Origin of the sequence: Pseudomonas sp. WS 5410 (assembly GCF_012985645.1) — a bacterium.
GTDB classification, from domain to species: Bacteria; Pseudomonadota; Gammaproteobacteria; order Pseudomonadales; family Pseudomonadaceae; genus Aquipseudomonas; species Aquipseudomonas shahriarae.
The window spans coordinates 120614-137322 of record NZ_JAAQWS010000010.1 but is presented as its reverse complement, the minus strand read 5'-3'; the positions used below and the strand labels follow the sequence as shown (position 1 = coordinate 137322).

At 64.8% G+C, this 16709-nt stretch carries 15 protein-coding genes; 11 read left to right on the top strand and 4 right to left on the bottom strand.

Translation table 11 applies throughout. The features are described 5' to 3' along the window. Positions 1–45: 45 nt before the first annotated feature. From cobJ to cobG, 4 genes are read right to left on the bottom strand one after another with little or no spacing between them, the layout of a single operon-like run. Positions 46–1683 (bottom strand): precorrin-3B C(17)-methyltransferase, encoded by a 1638-nt coding sequence (gene cobJ, locus HBO24_RS16365; RefSeq protein ID WP_170060005.1) that lies wholly within the window; start codon positions 1681–1683, stop codon positions 46–48. Next, positions 1683–2414 (bottom strand): precorrin-2 C(20)-methyltransferase, encoded by a 732-nt coding sequence (locus HBO24_RS16360; protein ID WP_029297692.1) that lies wholly within the window; start codon positions 2412–2414, stop codon positions 1683–1685. Before HBO24_RS16360 ends, cobJ begins: the two co-directional genes overlap by 1 nt. Then, positions 2414–3040, bottom strand: a complete 627-nt coding sequence (locus tag HBO24_RS16355) for a precorrin-8X methylmutase (protein ID WP_170060004.1) — start codon at positions 3038–3040, stop codon at positions 2414–2416. Before HBO24_RS16355 ends, HBO24_RS16360 begins: the two co-directional genes overlap by 1 nt. Continuing rightward, complete coding sequence (gene cobG / locus HBO24_RS16350) at positions 3033–4331, bottom strand: precorrin-3B synthase (protein WP_170060018.1); 1299 nt, start codon at positions 4329–4331, stop codon at positions 3033–3035. Before cobG ends, HBO24_RS16355 begins: the two co-directional genes overlap by 8 nt. A gap of 111 nt (positions 4332–4442) precedes the next feature. Here cobG and cbiE point away from each other — a divergent pair, with 111 nt between their 5' ends. The 11 genes from cbiE (at position 4443) to HBO24_RS16295 (ending at position 16684) form a co-directional block, all read left to right on the top strand. After that, the gene (cbiE, locus tag HBO24_RS16345) at positions 4443–5648 is read left to right on the top strand and encodes a precorrin-6y C5,15-methyltransferase (decarboxylating) subunit CbiE (RefSeq protein WP_170060003.1); all 1206 of its coding nucleotides are present in this window, start codon (positions 4443–4445) and stop codon (positions 5646–5648) included. Further along, positions 5645–6355 (top strand): cobalt-precorrin-6A reductase, encoded by a 711-nt coding sequence (locus HBO24_RS16340; RefSeq protein ID WP_115127290.1) that lies wholly within the window; start codon positions 5645–5647, stop codon positions 6353–6355. The genes cbiE and HBO24_RS16340 overlap by 4 nt, the downstream gene beginning before the upstream one ends. Before the next feature lie 272 nt (positions 6356–6627). Continuing rightward, positions 6628–7023: a DUF2946 domain-containing protein gene (locus HBO24_RS16335; RefSeq protein ID WP_057437532.1), complete on the top strand. Its 396-nt coding sequence runs from the start codon at positions 6628–6630 to the stop codon at positions 7021–7023. Positions 7024–7068: 45 nt separating this feature from the next. Beyond that, a complete protein-coding gene (locus HBO24_RS16330; protein WP_115127288.1) occupies positions 7069–7551 on the top strand; it encodes a copper chaperone PCu(A)C in 483 nt (160 codons plus the stop codon). 19 nt (positions 7552–7570) lie between these two features. Then, entirely contained in the window at positions 7571–7993 is a 423-nt protein-coding gene (locus HBO24_RS16325; RefSeq protein ID WP_115127287.1) for a DUF2946 domain-containing protein, read from the top strand. A 93-nt stretch (positions 7994–8086) separates the two neighbouring features. Beyond that, positions 8087–10162, top strand: a complete 2076-nt coding sequence (locus tag HBO24_RS16320) for a TonB-dependent copper receptor (protein ID WP_170060002.1) — start codon at positions 8087–8089, stop codon at positions 10160–10162. Positions 10163–10262: 100 nt separating this feature from the next. Then, a complete protein-coding gene (locus tag HBO24_RS16315; protein WP_170060001.1) occupies positions 10263–11645 on the top strand; it encodes a PepSY domain-containing protein in 1383 nt (460 codons plus the stop codon). Between the two features lie 153 nt (positions 11646–11798). Beyond that, positions 11799–13907 carry a TonB-dependent receptor gene (locus tag HBO24_RS16310; RefSeq protein ID WP_170060000.1) on the top strand — a complete coding sequence of 703 codons (2109 nt, stop codon included), beginning with the start codon at positions 11799–11801 and terminating at the stop codon, positions 13905–13907. Between the two features lie 37 nt (positions 13908–13944). After that, positions 13945–14733, top strand: coding sequence for an ABC transporter ATP-binding protein (locus tag HBO24_RS16305; protein WP_170059999.1), 789 nt, complete (start codon positions 13945–13947; stop codon positions 14731–14733). After that, positions 14730–15677 (top strand): ABC transporter substrate-binding protein, encoded by a 948-nt coding sequence (locus HBO24_RS16300; RefSeq protein WP_170059998.1) that lies wholly within the window; start codon positions 14730–14732, stop codon positions 15675–15677. Before HBO24_RS16305 ends, HBO24_RS16300 begins: the two co-directional genes overlap by 4 nt. Then, positions 15674–16684, top strand: coding sequence for an iron ABC transporter permease (locus HBO24_RS16295; RefSeq protein ID WP_169959872.1), 1011 nt, complete (start codon positions 15674–15676; stop codon positions 16682–16684). Before HBO24_RS16300 ends, HBO24_RS16295 begins: the two co-directional genes overlap by 4 nt. The last annotated feature ends 25 nt before the right edge of the window (positions 16685–16709 follow it).

Below are 16709 nucleotides of genomic sequence, written 5' to 3'. Positions count from 1 at the left end.
CCTTTTCTGACAGATTAGCGGCCCCATTGCGGGGCCGCTGCCGTTTCAGGAGGCCGGTTTCTCGCCATACCAGCGTGGCGTGTACACCCACTCACCACCGCCCACCCGAGGGAACGCGCAGGTGGTGGACGAACCGATCAGCACCATGGTGCGCATGTCCACCTGGTCCGGGGTCAGTTGGCCCAGGGTGGTGGTGCGCAGCGTTTGCCCGGGGCGCCCGATATCGCGCCCCAGCACTACCGGCGTGGCGGCGAGGCGGTGCTGGGCGACGATTTCCAGGGCACGCCCCAATTGCCATGGGCGCGAACGGGAGATGGGGTTGTAGAACGCCAAAGCCAGGTCGGCCTGGCAGGCCAAGTCCAGGCGTTTCTCGATGATGGACCAAGGCTTGAGGTTGTCCGACAGCGACATCACGCAGAAGTCATGGCCCAACGGCGCACCCGCCTGGGCCGCGGTGGCGAGGGACGCCGAGACCCCCGGCAAAATCTCCAGCTCGACCCGCTGCCAGGCCGGGTCGCTGGATTCGTGCAGCGCCTCCAGCACCGCCGCAGCCATGGCGAACACCCCTGGGTCGCCGGAAGACACCACCACCACCGAACGCCCCTGGGCCGCCAGCTCGAAAGCATGCCGTGCCCGCTGCATCTCTTCGCGGTTATCGGTGCAGTGCTGCACCTGGTCGGCGCGAAACGGCCCGGCCATGCGCACATAGGTTTCGTAACCCAGCACATCGCTGCAGCGCGCCAGTTCAGCCTTGACCGCCGGCACCATCAACTCGGCTGCGCCGGGGCCCAGGCCGATCACGGCGAGACGGCCACGGGGGCGGCCCAGTTGCGCCAGGTCCACGGGCCCGGCGGCCGAGTGGATGATGATATCGGGGCCTGCCGCCAGCGCCGTAAAGCGCAGCGGCACGCCCAGTTCCAGCGCCGCCTCATGCAGTTCGCCACTGGCCATGTCGGCGTCATCGGCCAGCAGGCACGCCAGGGACTGCACGGCGATGCCGTCCTGCTGCAACGCCTGGCGCACCCGCGCGGCCAAGCCGACGCCGGGGCGGCAGGTGGCCCAAGTATTTTTCGGATAGATCAGCAGCTCATTGGCCGCCGGCACGCGCTCGGCACTGCTGACATGAATGCTCAGGCGCGCCTGCTGGTCCTGCGGCAGGTTGGCCTGCTCCAGCCATGGTGCGGCGCCTTCAATGCGCACCTGTTCGCCGGCCAGCAGGTCCGAGACAAAACGCTTGCCCAGCTCAAGGTCCGCCAACTGATAACCCTGGGGCGGGTTGAGCAGGCAGGTGCCAAAGCGCAGTTCACCACTGGTGGTAATCGCAGCCGCCACCCCCAGGGCCGCCGCGATTTCCCGCGCCATGATATTCACCCCGCCCAGGCCGCCGAGCAACGGTACCACCGCGCTGCCGTCTTCAGCGACGGCCAGCACCGCCGGCTCTTCGCCTTTCTCCAGCAACAGCGCCGCCAAGGTGCGGATCACAATCCCGGCCGCGCACAGGGCAATGATCGGCGTGCCCTGTTGATACAACTGGCGCACGGTCGCGCCAAATTCGCTGTAGGCCTGGTCGGCGCCTTCCACCCGGCCGGCCAGGCCGTGGATCAAGGCGCCGGGGTACACCTGCTGGATGCTGCGCGCGGTGGCGAGGCTGCCCTGGCCGAGAATGACGATCGCCGGCGTCATCACCCTTGCCACCTTTCGCCCGGCACGATGATCAACGAGAAATATGGCGAAGACATGGGCTCCACCTGATCCAGCGCGACGATTTTCTGGTTGGCCATGGTGGCGCGCTCCACATACAGCGCACGCCCGGCCAGCCCCAGCTCCTCCAGCACCTGGCGCACCTTGGTGAAGTTGCGTCCCAGCTTCATGATCACCGCCGCATCGGCATCCGCCAGGCGGCGCTTGAGTTCGTCGTGGGGCAGCACCCCGGACAATACCGACAGGCTCTGGTTGCGATACACCAACGGCGCACCCAGCACCGAGGCACCGCCGAGCATCGAGCACACCCCGGGGATGACTTGGGCGTCATAGCGCTCGGCGAGGCGGTCATGCAGGTACATGTAGGAGCCGTAGAAGAACGGGTCGCCTTCGCAGATCACCGCCACATCGCGCCCGGCATCCAGATGCGCGGCCACATCAACACTGGCCGCGTCGTAGAAATCGCTGATCACCTGTTCATAGGACAGCGGCGCCGGCAAGGCTTCGGTGGTCACCGGGTACACCAGCGGCATCAGCGTCTGCTGGGGCACCAGGTGTTCTTCGATAATGCCGAACGCATTGCCCTTCTTGCCCTTGGCGACGAAGTACGCCACCACCGGCGATTCGCGCAGCAGGCGCAGGGCCTTGAGGGTAATCAGTTCCGGGTCGCCGGGGCCGACGCCCAGGCCGATCAAACGTCCACGTGCCTGCATCATTCGACCTCCGTGGCCAGGGCGTTGACCGCTGCGGCGGCCATCGCACTGCCGCCCAGGCGGCCTTGCATGATCACAAACGGCACGCCACGGCTGTCTGCGGCGAGCATCGCCTTGGACTCGGCGGCGCCGACAAAACCCACCGGGAAACCGAGGATCAGCGCCGGCTTGGGGGCGCCGGCGTCGAGCATTTCCAACAGATAGAACAAAGCAGTCGGCGCGTTGCCGATCACCACCACACTGCCTGCCAGGTGCGGGCGCCACAACTCCAGGGCGGCAGCGGAACGGGTGTTGCCCAGCTCCCGCGCCAGCTCCGGCACGCTATCGTCACGCAAGGTGCAGATCACTGGGTTATTGGCAGGCAGGCGCGCACGGGTCACGCCTTCGGAGACCATCCGCGCATCGCACAGGATCGGCGCACCGGCGGCCAGGGCCTCACGGCCGGCTTTGCCTGCGCCTTCAGAAAACTGCAAACCGTCGATAGCCTCGACCATGCCGCAGGCGTGAATCACCCGCACGGCGAGTTTTTCCAGGTCGGTCGGGATGCGATCCAGCTTGGCCTCTGCGCGAATGATCGCAAAGGAGTTGCGATAGATCTCCTGACCGTCGCGGATGTAATCAATCATCGGTGTTGCTCCGTGGACGGGCACGCAACACGGCGCCCGCCGCTTCAATAGAAAGGTTGTGCGCGTGCAGGCGGCCGAAACCCGGCTGGCCTGCATCGCGAAAATAGAGGTCGTAGTGCCCGGTGCCCACTGCCAGCAGGGTGACCGGGGCAATGTGTGCCGCAGCGCAGGTGCGTGGGCAGCCAGACAGGTGCACATCAAGGCCATGGCCCTGGAGCAGCGTGGCCAGGTGCAGGGCGTCGGCCTTGGTGTCGGCCAGGGCCTTGGCGCAGCCGCTGGAACCGGTGCAGGCAATCAGCCGCGCCAGGGCCTGGTCGGCGGAACAGAGGAAGCCCAATTGCGCCAGGCCCGTCGTCACGCGTACGGCGGCGTCCGGCGCCAGGTTGGGCAGCAGCAGGCCTTGCCACGGGGTGAAACGCAATGTGCCGTCGCCCTGTTCGAGGGCCAGTTGCGCGGCGCCACGCAGCATGCTCGAGTCCAGGCGTCCTAATGGCGTGCCCGCCGCCACGTAGACTTGCTGCGGTTGGCGCTGTGGATAAGTGCCCAGGCGCAAACTGCTCGGGTTGGCGCGGCGACGATAGCCATCGGCGGGCAGTACCGGCAGGCGCAAGCGCCCGACGAAGTTATCCACAGACGTGTGTGTCAGCAGGTCGCGCATGCGGTTCTGGTCGGGTCGGGCCAGCTCAAGAAACAGTTCCAACACAGCCACGACCAACTCATGGCCTTGCTCCAGGGGTACGGCGCCCAGCGGCCTGTCATGCCCCGGGCAACCGGCCAGGCCGAATGCCAACAAGGTCTGGCCCTGCGCGGGGTAAGCCGATAACCACAGGTCGTGATGATGTTCGAGCATCGCCAGGGCTTCGCCGCCATCCAGTTGCACGGCGAACTTGGCCGACAACTCATGGAACCGTGGATGGGTTTGCAGGGTAGCGAGGATCTGCTCCGCCAGGGGCCGGGTGTCCAGCAGCATGTCGCGGTCGATGCCCGCGCCGGGGCTGAGCATCACATTGCGCACATCATCGCCCGCAGCGGTGGTCGGGCCCAGGCCTGCGGCTAGCAGGTGCGCGATCAAACCCTCGTGCTCCAGGCCAATGCCGCGGATCTGCAGGTTGGCGCGGTTGGTCGCCTCGATCACCCCGCCGGCGTAGGTCTGCGCGGCGTGTGCCACGGCCAGCGCCTGCGCGGCGGTGATGGCACCACCGGCCAGTTTGATCCGGCAAATCCCGCCATCCAATGCCTGGACAATACGCAGCAACCCCGGACAACCCGAGGGACGTTTGCTGGCGGACAGAGGAAGTGGCTTCACGGGGGCTACCGGTTCACGGGTAAAGGCGCGGTATTATGCCTGCTTTGTCCGGCAGCATGAAAAGCCTGCCCGTCGGATGTCGTTCAAGGAATCAATATGTCGCCCTGGCTGACAGTAGTAGGCATTGGTGAAGATGGCTTCAAGGGCCTGGGCAGGAATGCCCGGCATGCTCTGTTGCGCGCCTCTCGTATCATTGGCGGCCAGCGCCAGCTGGATTTGCTGCCGGTGTGCATCCGCGGCGAACGCGAGCTGTGGCCCAGCCCGTTTTCCCTGGAGCCGCTGCTGGCAAGGCGCTTTGAGCCGGTGTGCGTACTGGCCAGTGGCGACCCGATGTTCTACGGCGTCGGCGCCAGTCTGGCGCGGCAGGTGGCGGCGGATGAGCTGTTGATCCTGCCGGCGCCTTCGTCGGTGTCACTGGCGGCGGCGCGCCTGGGCTGGCCGTTACAGGACGTGGTGACACTGTCGGTGGTCGCCCGCCCGGTGGCCGCGCTCAATGCTCATCTGGCCAGCGGCGTGCGCTTGCTGGTGTTGAGCAACGACGGCCAGAGCCCGACGGCCATCGCCGCGTTGCTGCGCGCCAGCGGGTTTGGCCCGAGCCGCCTAAGTGTGTTTGAACACCTCGGTGGCGCGGCCGAACGGCGTATCGATGGCCACGCCGAAAGCTGGCAAGACCCAGCCATTGCCGCGCTGAACCTGGTCGCCATCGACTGCCTCGCCGACGCCAACACCCCACGCCTGTCGCGCCTGGCCGGCCTGCCGGACTCAGCGTTCAAGCATGACGGCCAACTGACCAAGCGCGATGTGCGGGCGATGACCCTCGCGCGCCTCGCCCCCACCCCGGGCGAATTGCTGTGGGACGTCGGCGCCGGCAGCGGCTCCATCGGCATCGAGTGGATGCGCGCCCATCCCAGCTGCCGCGCCCTGGCGATTGAAGCCGACGCTGGCCGCCAGCAACTGATCGAACATAACCGCGACGCCCTCGGCGTGCCTGGCCTGCAATTGATTCGCGGCAGCGCGCCCCAGGCCCTGGCAGGGCTGGAAGCGCCTGATGCGATTTTCATCGGCGGCGGCGTGACCCGCGACGGCGTGCTCGACACCTGCTGGCAACACCTGCGCCCCGGTGGGCGGCTGGTGGCCAATGCCGTGACCCTGCAAAGCGAAATGACTCTGATGGCCTGGCGCGCGCAACACGGCGGCGAGTTGACCCGCATCCACCTGGCCCAGGCCCAGCCCCTGGGCGACTTCGATACCTGGCGCCAGGCGCTGCCCATCACCTTGCTTGAAGTGCTCAAGCCGCTATGAAGCGCATCCTGCTGCTGGGCGGCGTGACGGAAGCCCTGGCCATCGCCCGCACCCTGGGGCCCCAGCATATCTACAGCCTGGCCGGGATTGGCCGGGTGCCCACTGACCTGAGGTGCCAGGTGCGCGTCGGTGGTTACGGCGGCGCCGCAGGGCTGGCGCAGTTTATTCGCGAACAGGGCATCGACCTGCTGCTGGACGCCACCCATCCCTACGCCGCACAAATCAGCGCCAACGCCGCCCAGGCCGCGCGCTTGTGCACGATCCCCTGCTGGGCCCTGCGCCGTCCCGCCTGGCAGCCACAACCGGGTGATGACTGGCGTGAAGTCAGTGACTGGGCCGGGCTGATCGAGGCGTTGAAACCCTTCCAGCGCCCACTGTTCACCCTCGGTCGCGAACCGCTGCAACACCTCGATGAAATCCCCGCCGGGCAGTTCTGGACCTTGCGCGCCCTGGACGTCTACCCCGGCAACGAACGCTGCGAAGTGATCGGCGCCCGTGGGCCGTTTTTGATCGAGGATGAACGGGCGTTGTTCGAACGACGGCGGATTGATGTGCTGATCAGCAAGAACAGCGGCAGCAGCGCCACCGAACCCAAGCTGGAAGTGGCCCGCGAGCGCGGCATACCGGTGGTGGTTTTGCAGCGGCCGGTGTTGGCGGGGGTGGATCGGGAGTTTTTGACGGTCGACGCGATACTGCAGGCTTTATAGAACAACACAGCTCAAATGTGGGAGCGGGCTTGCCCGCGATAGCGGTGTATCAGTCAGCATATTTGATCCTGACATACCCCAATCGCGGGCAAGCCCGCTCCCACATTTAGGACTGTGGTGTTTTCGCGATTGGTAATCCTGCGTTCGCGTCTATCATGATAAGCACAGCCACTGACATCACTGCGACACCAAACCACACCAGCAACTTTTACTTATGCCCCCCGATCAGGCTAAATACCCACCTGATCGCTTAACCCTACGGATTGTCCGCCATGGCCCGTCAACGCTTTGCATTTGCCTGGATCGCCTGCCTTGCAGTGCTGTTCAATGCGTTTGCCATGCCATTGGCCGGGGCAATGCAACAGGGTAAAAGCCCTGCCGAGCAATTGCTGTGGGGCAGTTTCTGTTCGTCCAATGGCAGCAAGCTGGTGGCGATGTCCCTGGGCACGCTGGATATACCGGCGCCGCAGCAGGACGAACATTCCAGCATGCAGCATTGCTGGTGCTGTTCGGGCTCGGCGCCGTTGGTGGCGCTGCCGGGGCATGTGCCGCAGTTGTATCTCACACGAATCGACCCGGCGCCTGGCCTGCCATCGCCTGCCCTGCAAGCCCCGACTCCGCGCCAGCAATGGCCGAGCCTCAGCCCCCGCGCCTCTCCTACCGTTTGATCACTTCGCAATTGAACTGCGTTTGAATCGTTCTGGAGAACTGCCATGCTCAAATCTTCCCTGCTTCTGGCGGCCTTGCTGCTGCCTGCGTTCAGTGCCGCCAATGCCGATGACTACAAGGCCGGCGACCTGCTGGTGAGCGACCCCTGGTCACAGGAATTGCCGCCCAATGCGCCGACGGTAGCCGCCTACTTTGTGATCCATAACCAGGGTGAAGCCCCGGACCGCTTGCTCAGTGTCGACACGCCAGTGGCGGCCAAGGCCGAGCTGCATGAGCATGTGATGCACGGTGACCTGATGAAGATGCAGCAGGTGCCCAGCGTGGCCGTGCCGTCCAAGGGCGAGCTGACCTTTGCGCCGATGGCCTATCACGTGATGCTCCTGGATCTTAAAGATCGCAGCCAGTTGCGCGACGGCCAGCACTTCCCGCTGACCTTGAACTTCGAAAAGGCCGGGCCGGTAAAAGTGCAAGTCTCGGTGCAAAAAGTACCGCCGATGGCCGAGCACGGACACAAGCACGCCCATTAACCAGCCCAGGCCGCTCCCCATGGGTGCTCGCGCCAATAGGTCGACCACGCGCCGCCGCCAGCCTTTAAGGTTGGCGGGCGGCAGTTGGATCAGCCTGTTCGCCATGCTGATGATCTTTATCGGACCGCTGATTTCCCAAGCGATGCCGATGGATCATCACGCCGGCATGTCTATGCAGATGTCCATGGACGACACCTGCCATGCCGCGCCCCAGCACCCGGCCGAGCACGCCAAGGTCCCCGCCGCCGACCACGTGATGTGGGAGAAATGCGGCTATTGCAGCCTGTTGTTCAGTTGCCCGGCCCTGCCTGGCAGCGTGTCATTCGTGGCCCTCGGCAGCCCGCCGCCGGCCACTGGCCTGATCCCCGCACCGCGCCTGGGCCATGCCCGGCAGAGCATTTTTCCCGGCGCCCGCAGCCGCGCCCCGCCCAGCCAGTCGTAGACCGCCAATAACACACAACTTCGCACGGCCGCCTTCACACAGACAGCCGCAGGCTGCTGGCCGTGTTGTTTACGACTGATTGATGGAATTTTTATGTCCAGGTTTCCTGCTGACACCCGTATGGGACGTACCCCTGTGCTCGCCGTTTTGTGCGGCGCACTGTTGGCGCCACAGGCGCATGCCGACGAACACGCCGAGCATCACAATGAGCTGAGCCCGACAGTGATTACCGGCGTCGCCCCCAGCTCCCCCCTGACCATCGTCACCAACCCCAAGGACCCGCGCCAGCCGGTACCGGCCAGTGATGGCGGTGATTACCTCAAGACCATCCCCGGCTTTGCCCTGGTGCGCAATGGCGGCACCAATGGCGACCCGGTGCTGCGCGGCATGTTCGGCTCGCGCCTGAATATCCTCACCAACGGCAGCATGATGCTCGGCGCCTGCCCTGGCCGCATGGACGCACCCACCTCCTATATCTCGCCGGAAACCTACGACAAGCTGACCGTGATCAAAGGCCCGCAAACCGTGCTCTGGGGCCCGGGCGCCTCGGCCGGTACGGTGCTGTTCGACCGTGAGCCGGAGCAGTTCGGCGAGTTGGGCACCCGAGTCAATGCGAGCATCCTCGCCGGCTCCAACGGGCGCTTCGACAAAGTCGTGGATGCCGCCGCCGGCGGTTCACTGGGCTACATTCGCGTGATCGGCAACCAGGCTCACTCCGACGATTACAAGGACGGCAACAACGACACCGTCGCCTCGCGCTACGACAAATGGAACGGCGACGTCGCCCTCGGCTGGACCCCAGACGCCGACACCCTGCTGGAGCTCACCGCCGGCCGTGGCGATGGCGAAGCGCGTTACGCCGGGCGCGGCATGGACGGCTCGCAGTTCCTGCGCGAAAGCCTCGGCCTGCGTTTCGAGAAATCCAACATCGGCGAGGTGCTGGACAAGGTCGAAGCGCAGGTCTACTACAACTACGCCGACCACGTGATGGACAACTACAGCCTGCGCACGCCGTCGGGCACCGGGATGATGGCCGGACCCATGGCTTCCAACGTCGACCGCCGTACCCTCGGCGCGCGGATCAAGGCCACCTGGCGCTGGGCCGATGTGCAACTGATCAGCGGTATCGACGCACAGACCAACGAACATCGCCAGCGCAGCAGCGCCGGGGTCGACACCTACAAGAACCTGCCGCGCAACAAGGACGCCGACTTCCATAACTACGGGGTGTTTGGCGAGTTGACCTGGTACGCCGCCGACAATGACCGGCTGATCACTGGCGCCCGCCTGGATCGCGCCTCGGCCAAGGATTACCGCCAGCGCACCGGCAGCGGCATGATGAGCCGCGCCAACCCGACCGCCGGCGATACCCGCGCCGACACTCTGCCGTCCGGTTTCGTACGTTATGAACATGACTTGGCCGACAGCCCGACGACCCTCTACGCCGGCCTTGGCCACGCCGAACGCTTCCCGGACTACTGGGAGCTGTTCTCCCCCGGCAAAGGCCCAGCGGGTTCGCTGAATGCCTTTGATGCAGTCAAGCCAGAGAAAACCACCCAACTGGACTTCGGCCTGCAATACAAAACCGCTGACTTGGAAGCCTGGGCCTCCGGGTATGTCGGCCAGGTGCGCGACTACATCCTGTTCAACTACACCCCGGGGATGATGGGCATGACTTCCCAGGCGCAGAACATCGACGCGCGGATCATGGGCGGTGAATTGGGCGCAGCCTACAAGCTGACGTCCAACTGGAAAGCCGATGCGACCCTGGCCTACGCCTGGGGCAAAAACAGCAGTGATGGCAAGGCCCTGCCACAAATGCCGCCATTGGACGCGCGCTTCGGCCTGACCTACAGCGAAGACGACTGGAGCGCCGGCGCCTTGTGGCGCGTGGTGGCGGCACAAAACCGCATCGACCAGAACAAGGGCAACGTGGTCGGCAAGGACTTCGCCAAGAGCGGTGGCTTTGGCGTGTTCTCCCTCAATGCGGCGTACCGCATCAACAAGAACTTCAAGGTCAGCACCGGCGTCGACAACCTGTTTGGCAAGGCCTACGCCGAACACTTGAACCTGGCCGGCAACGCCGGGTTCGGCTACCCGGCCAACGACCCGCAAGCCATCAATGAACCAGGGCGCACGCTCTGGACCAAGGTGGATATGAGCTTCTAACAGCTAGTGGGAGGTGGCTTTGTGTGGGAGCGGGCTCGCTCCTACACAGGCCCGTACCTCCAGACCTACCTATAAATAAAAAACCTTGCGGAGCACCCTGATGAACCCGCCAAAAATTTCCTTCTACAACCTGGCCTGGCGCTGGCATTTCTACGCCGGGCTGTTTGTCGCGCCCTTCATGGTGTTGCTGGCAGTGACCGGCATCATCTACCTGTTCAAACCCCAGCTGGACCCGTTGATGTATGGCGACCTGCTCAAGGTCGAGCCCGCCGCGCATGTCCTCAGCGCCGACGAGCAATTGCAGCGCGCCAAGGCCGCCTACCCCCAAGCCACCCTCAGCAAATACCTGCCACCTGTGGACGCCAGCAGCAGCGCGCAATTTGTCCTGCACAACGCCGGCCACGAACTGACAGTGTTCGTCGACCCCTATCGCGGCAACGTGCTCGGGGAGCAGGACGCGACCTACAACCTGCAAGCCATCGTCCGTGCCCTGCATGGCGAGTTGATGATCGGCACCACTGGCGACCGCCTGATCGAACTCGCGGCGGGCTGGGGTGTGATGCTGGTGGTGTCCGGCCTGTACCTGTGGTGGCCGCGCGGCCGATCGGCCGCCGGGATCCTGTGGCCACGCCTGGGCAGTCGCGGGCGCCTGTTCTGGCGCGACCTGCACGCGGTCACCGGGTTTTGGGGCGCGGCGTTCCTGCTGCTGATGATCCTCAGCGGCCTGACCTGGACCGGCTTCTGGGGCAAGCAATACGCCGACCTTTGGAACCGCTTCCCGGCCGCCATGTGGAACGACGTGCCGCAATCCGACCAGCAAGCCCGCAGCCTCAATACCGCCACGCAACAGACCGTGCCCTGGGCCATGGAAAACACCCCCATGCCGATGTCCGGCGAGCATGCCGAGCACATGCAGCACGGCGGCATGCACCACGGTCCTGCCGCCCCGACAATCAGCCTGCAGCAGCTGGTGGACCTGGCCACCGCACGCCAGGTCGAGCCGGGCTACAGCATCACGTTCCCGACCACAGCCACGGGCGTGTTCACCCTCGCGGTGTTCGCCAACGACCCGCGCAATGATGCGACCCTGCATGTCGACCAATACACCGGCAAGGTCCTGGCCGATGTGCGCTGGGAGCACTACAACACCGTAGCGCGGGTCACCGAGTCCGGGGTGATGCTGCACGAGGGCAAGATGTTCGGCGTGGTCAACCAGATCATTGTGCTGCTGGTGTGCCTGATGATTCTGCTGAGTTCGGTCAGCGGCCTGGTGATCTGGTGGAAGCGCCGGCCACAGGGTGGCCTGGGGGTTCCGCCGTTGCGCCATGACTTGCCGAAGTGGAAAACCGCGATGGTGATCATGCTCGCCCTGGCGATTGTTTTCCCGCTGGTCGGCGCCTCGCTGATCGTGGTCTGGGTATTGGATCGGCTGGTCTTGTCACGCCTGTTCAAGCAACGTGAATCGGCCTCATCTTCTGCATGAGGTAGGCGAGATGCCCTACATAGAGACGTTATGTAGTCTTACGCGGGCTTTCATCCTCCACGTAAGAAGTGTTAACTTATAACACTTGTTGCTCTGTCCCCACTCGCCGCGCCCAGCGGCGAGTACCGTCTCGAAGAAGCGATCTGCCGCCCGATGAACAAGTACCTTGCCAGCGGCCTGTGCCTGCTTGCCTTGCACAACAGTGCCCAGGCCCTGACCCTGCCCGTCAGCCCCGTGACCGCCCCGGCGGTGGACAGCGCACCGGTCGACCTCAACACCCCGACCACCGCCGGTTCGCGCCTGGGCCTCAGCGCCTTGCAAACCCCCGGCAGTGTCGAAAGCCAGACCGGCGAGCAGATCCGCGAACGCGCTGACGCCAGTGTGCAAGACGCCATCTCCCGCGCCACCGGCATCAGCCGCACCGGCACCCCGGGCGACGGCGGTACCTCGCTGCAGGCTCGGGGTTTTGCCGGCCAGGGCTCAGTGATGCAACTGTATGACGGCAACCGCCTGTACAACGGCATGGGCACCTCGACCTTTCCGGTCGACACCTGGGCCGTCGAGCGCGTGGACGTGCTGCGCGGCCCGGCATCGGTGCTGTATGGCGAAGGTGCCACCGGCGCGGTGGTCAATACCGTCGCGAAAAAGCCCTTTGAGGGCGAGATCGAAAACCACATCCGTCTCGGCTACGGTTCCTATGATCGCCAGCAACAGGCCCTGGACAGTGGCGGCTCGCTGACCGACACCCTGAGCTATCGCCTGAACCTCAACCGCCTGCGCAGCCATGGCTTTATCGACCGTGGCGACTCGGCCAGCGATTTTGCCAGCGGCGCCCTGCGCTGGCAGGCTGCCGACAACCTGAGCTTCACCCTGGCCCACGACTACGGCGACCAGCGCCCGCAGAACTACTTCGGCACACCACTGCTCAACGGCCACTTGCACAAGGGCCTGCGCGACAAGAACTACAACGTCAGCAACGACACCCAGCATTACAACGACCAGTGGACCCGCCTGAGCAGCGAGTGGCAGATCAACGACAGTGTCAGCGCGCGCAACGAGCTGTACTACCTCAAGGCCCAGCGCCGCTGGCAGAACGCCGAGAACTACAATTTCAGCGCCGGGCAGCTGACCCGCAGCGGCTTCTACGGCATCAAGCACAACCAGGAACAGGTCGGCGACCGCCAGACCTTTACCTTCAAACACACCCTGTTTGGCCTCGACAGCCAGACCGTGACCGGCGTGGAATACAACCGCATCCGCTTCCGCCTGGCCAGCAACTATCCGTTTACGGATGCAGTGACCGGCGGCCAGCCCATTGACCTGAAACACCCGGCCCAGGCACCGTTTGAAAGTGCCACCCCGTTCCTGCCGCTGTTCGCCACCACCACCAAGCAGTTCGCGGGCTTTGCGGAAAACCGCCTGCAACTGACTGACCGGCTCTCGCTGATCACCGGCATCCGTCGCGACTACGTGCACCTGGACCGCGATGAACTGCGCAGCGGTGAACGCAACGACAAGACCCTCACCGGCAACAACTGGAAGGCCGGCCTGGTGTTTACCCTCACCCCGGACACCTCGGTCTACGGCCAGTACGCCACCAGCACCGATGGGGTCGGCGGCCTGATCTCCCTGAGTTCAAGCCAACAGGCGTTCGACCTGTCCACCGCCAAACAGACGGAAATCGGCATCAAGCAAGCCTTCTGGGACCAGCGCGGCGAGTGGACCCTGGCGGCCTACCATATCGTCAAAAAGAAACTGCTGACCGATGTACCGGGCAACCCGCAGTTCAAACAGCAGGTGGGCCAGCAATCCTCCGACGGCCTGGAGGCCAGCCTCGACCTGCAACTGCCCCACGCCTGGCAACTGCAGGCCAATGCGGCCATCGTGCGGGCGCAGTACGACGACTTCCAGCAGGACGTCGGCGGCGTGCAGGTTTCGCGCGACGGCAATCGCCCGGTGGACGTGCCGCGCCGCACCGCCAACCTGTGGCTCAGCAAGGCCGTGACCGATGACATCCGTGCCGGGGCCGGCGTGCGTTATGTGGATGCGCGTTACGCCGACATGGCCAACCGCAATGAGCTGCCCAGCTACACCGTGGTCGACGCCACTGTTTCGTGGAAAGCCCTGCGCAACACGACATTGGGCCTGCAATTGAATAACCTGTTCGACCGCACCTATGCCGTAAGCCAATACAATGACGGCCAGCAATGGATTCTGGGGGAGCCGCGCTCGTTCTTCGTGACGGCGGACTACACCTTCTGACCCCCACCCCGGATCGCTGTTTGACTTGAGATATTTGATGCCCACACTCAACCTTCACCACCTCGCTTGGTCCCCCCTGGGGCATGGCCACTGCCATCACCAGTTCCATCTGCGTGATGCCAGCCTGCAGGTGGGTGCCGGGGAGTTTGTCGGGTTGATCGGGCCCAATGGCAGCGGCAAGACCAGCCTGTTGCGCTGCGCCTACCGCTTCAGCAAACCCGAGCAGGGCGAAGTGCACCTCGATCACCAGAACGTGTGGAAGCAATCCTCGCGCTGGTGCGCCCAGCGCATCGCCGTGGTGCTGCAGGAATTCCCCGATGCCTTCGGCCTACGGGTCGATGAAGTGGTCGCCATGGGCCGCACTCCGCACAAAGGGCTGTTCGACAGCGATACCCTGCACGACCGCCAATTGATTCAACAGGCCCTCGAGTCCGTCGGCCTGCTGGGCTTTGAAGACCATGCCTTCGCCACCCTGTCCGGCGGTGAAAAGCAGCGCGTGATCCTCGCCCGCGCCCTGGCCCAGCAACCGCAACTGCTGATCCTCGACGAGCCGACCAACCACCTCGACCCGCGCTACCAGCTGGAGCTGCTCAAGCTGGTCAAGCGCCTGCAGATCGGCACCCTGGCCAGCATCCACGACCTGAACCTGGCCGCGGCCTTCTGTGATCGCCTGTACGTGATCAACCATGGCCGCATCGTCGCCAGCGGCACGCCCCACCAAGTACTGACCGTCGAGCTGCTGCGTGAGGTGTTCGGGGTTGATGCCTTGATCGACCCCCACCCTTTGTCCGGCTACCCACGAATCACCTGGATAACCCAACCATGATCCTGCGTTCCCTGCTGTGCCTTACCCTGCTGTGCGGCGCAACCCAGACCTTTGCCGAAGCCACCCGCTACCCGTTGAAGATCCAGAGCTGCAACCGCGAGGTAACCTTCAATCAAGCCCCTGAACACGCGGTCAGCCACGACATCAACATGACCCAGATGATGCTCGCCCTGGGCCTCAAGTCGCGCATGGTCGGCTACAGCGGCGTGACCGGCTGGAAAGCGGTGACCCCGCAAATGGCCACCCTTCTCGACGGCCTGCCGGAGCTGGCGGCCAAGTATCCGTCGGTGGAAACCCTGCTCAATGCCAACGTGGATTTCTTCTTCGCCGGCTGGGACTACGGCATGCGCGTCGGTGGCGACCTCACCCCGCAAACCCTGCAACCGTTGGGCATCAACGTGCTGGAATTGACCGAGTCGTGCGCATTCGTGATGAAGCGCCCGGCTGCGACCCTGGACGACACCTATAACGACCTGCGCAACCTGGGCCGGATCTTCGACGTGCAGGACCGCGCCAATGCCCTGATCGCCCGGATGCAGGCCCAGGTCGGCGCCGTGCAGAAAACCCTGCCCGCCGAACAGCCACGGGTATTTCTCTACGACAGCGGCGAAGACCGCGCCATGACCTCCGGCCGCCTGGGCATGCCCCAGGCGCTGATCGCTGCCGCCGGCGGGCGCAATATCCTCGAAGATGTGGATGCCAGCTGGACCCGGGTCAATTGGGAGACCGTCGTCGAGCGTAACCCCCAGGTGATCGTGATCGTCGACTACAGCGAAATCACTGCCGAGCAGAAAATCCAGTTCCTGTTGGATAACCGGGCCCTGCAATCGGTGGATGCGATCAAGCAGCGACGCTTTATCGTGATCCCCTACGTGCAGGCCACGCCGGGCATCGACAATGTGCTGGCGGTGGAAACCCTGGCCAAGGGGTTCCACGGCCAATGATCGAGCGCCGCTATGCCCTGCTGCTCGCCGCCCTGGGTGCGGTGCTGCTGGTGTCCTGTGTGGTCTCGCTGGGCTTCGGCTCGGCGCGGGTGCCGGTGGACGTGGTGTGGCGGATTCTGTTGTACAAGGCCCTGGGGATCGGCGAAGTGGATTGGTCGGTGGGCCAGGAGCATATCGTCTGGCTGATCCGCGTGCCGCGCATGGTGCTTGGGGCACTGGTGGGCGCCGGGCTGGCGCTGATCGGCGCGGTCTTGCAGGCAGTCACCCGCAACCCGCTGGCCGACCCGCACCTGTTGGGCGTGACCTCGGGCGCAACTCTGGGCGCAGTGATTGTGGTGCTGCATGTCGGCCAGATCATCGGCCTGCTGACCCTGCCCATCGCCGCCTTTATCGGCGCCTTGCTGAGCATGCTGGTGGTGCTGGCGGTAGCCAGTCGCAACGGCCGGCTAGAAAGTGATCGCCTGTTGCTGTGCGGCGTGGCGGTGTCGTTTGTGATGATGGCGGCGGCCAATCTGCTGCTGTTCATGGGCGACCATCGCGCCGCGTCGGCGGTGATGTTCTGGATGCTCGGCGGCCTCGGCCTGGCACGCTGGGAACTGCTGGCGATTCCCAGCGCCACCGTGCTGTTGGGCCTGCTGTTGCTGCTGGGCATGGCCCGCCCACTGAACGCGCTGATGGCCGGCGAGCAGACCGCCGTGACCCTGGGCCTGAATGCCCGCACGGTACGGCTGCGGGTGTTTTTGATTGCCTCGCTGATGACCGGCGTACTGGTGTCGATCAGCGGCTCTATCGGCTTTGTCGGGCTGATGGTGCCGCATATCGCCCGGCGCCTGGTGGGCGCCGAGCACCGGCGCTTATTGCCGGTGTGCGTGCTGGTGGGCAGCCTGTTCCTGGTCTGGGTGGACGTCGCCGCGCGCACCCTGATCGCCCCCGAAGACCTGCCGATAGGCGTGGCCACGGCGGCGATTGGCGGGCTGTTTTTTATTGGCCTGATGCGCAGGCGCTAGGCCTCCTCAACACTCATCGACCGGC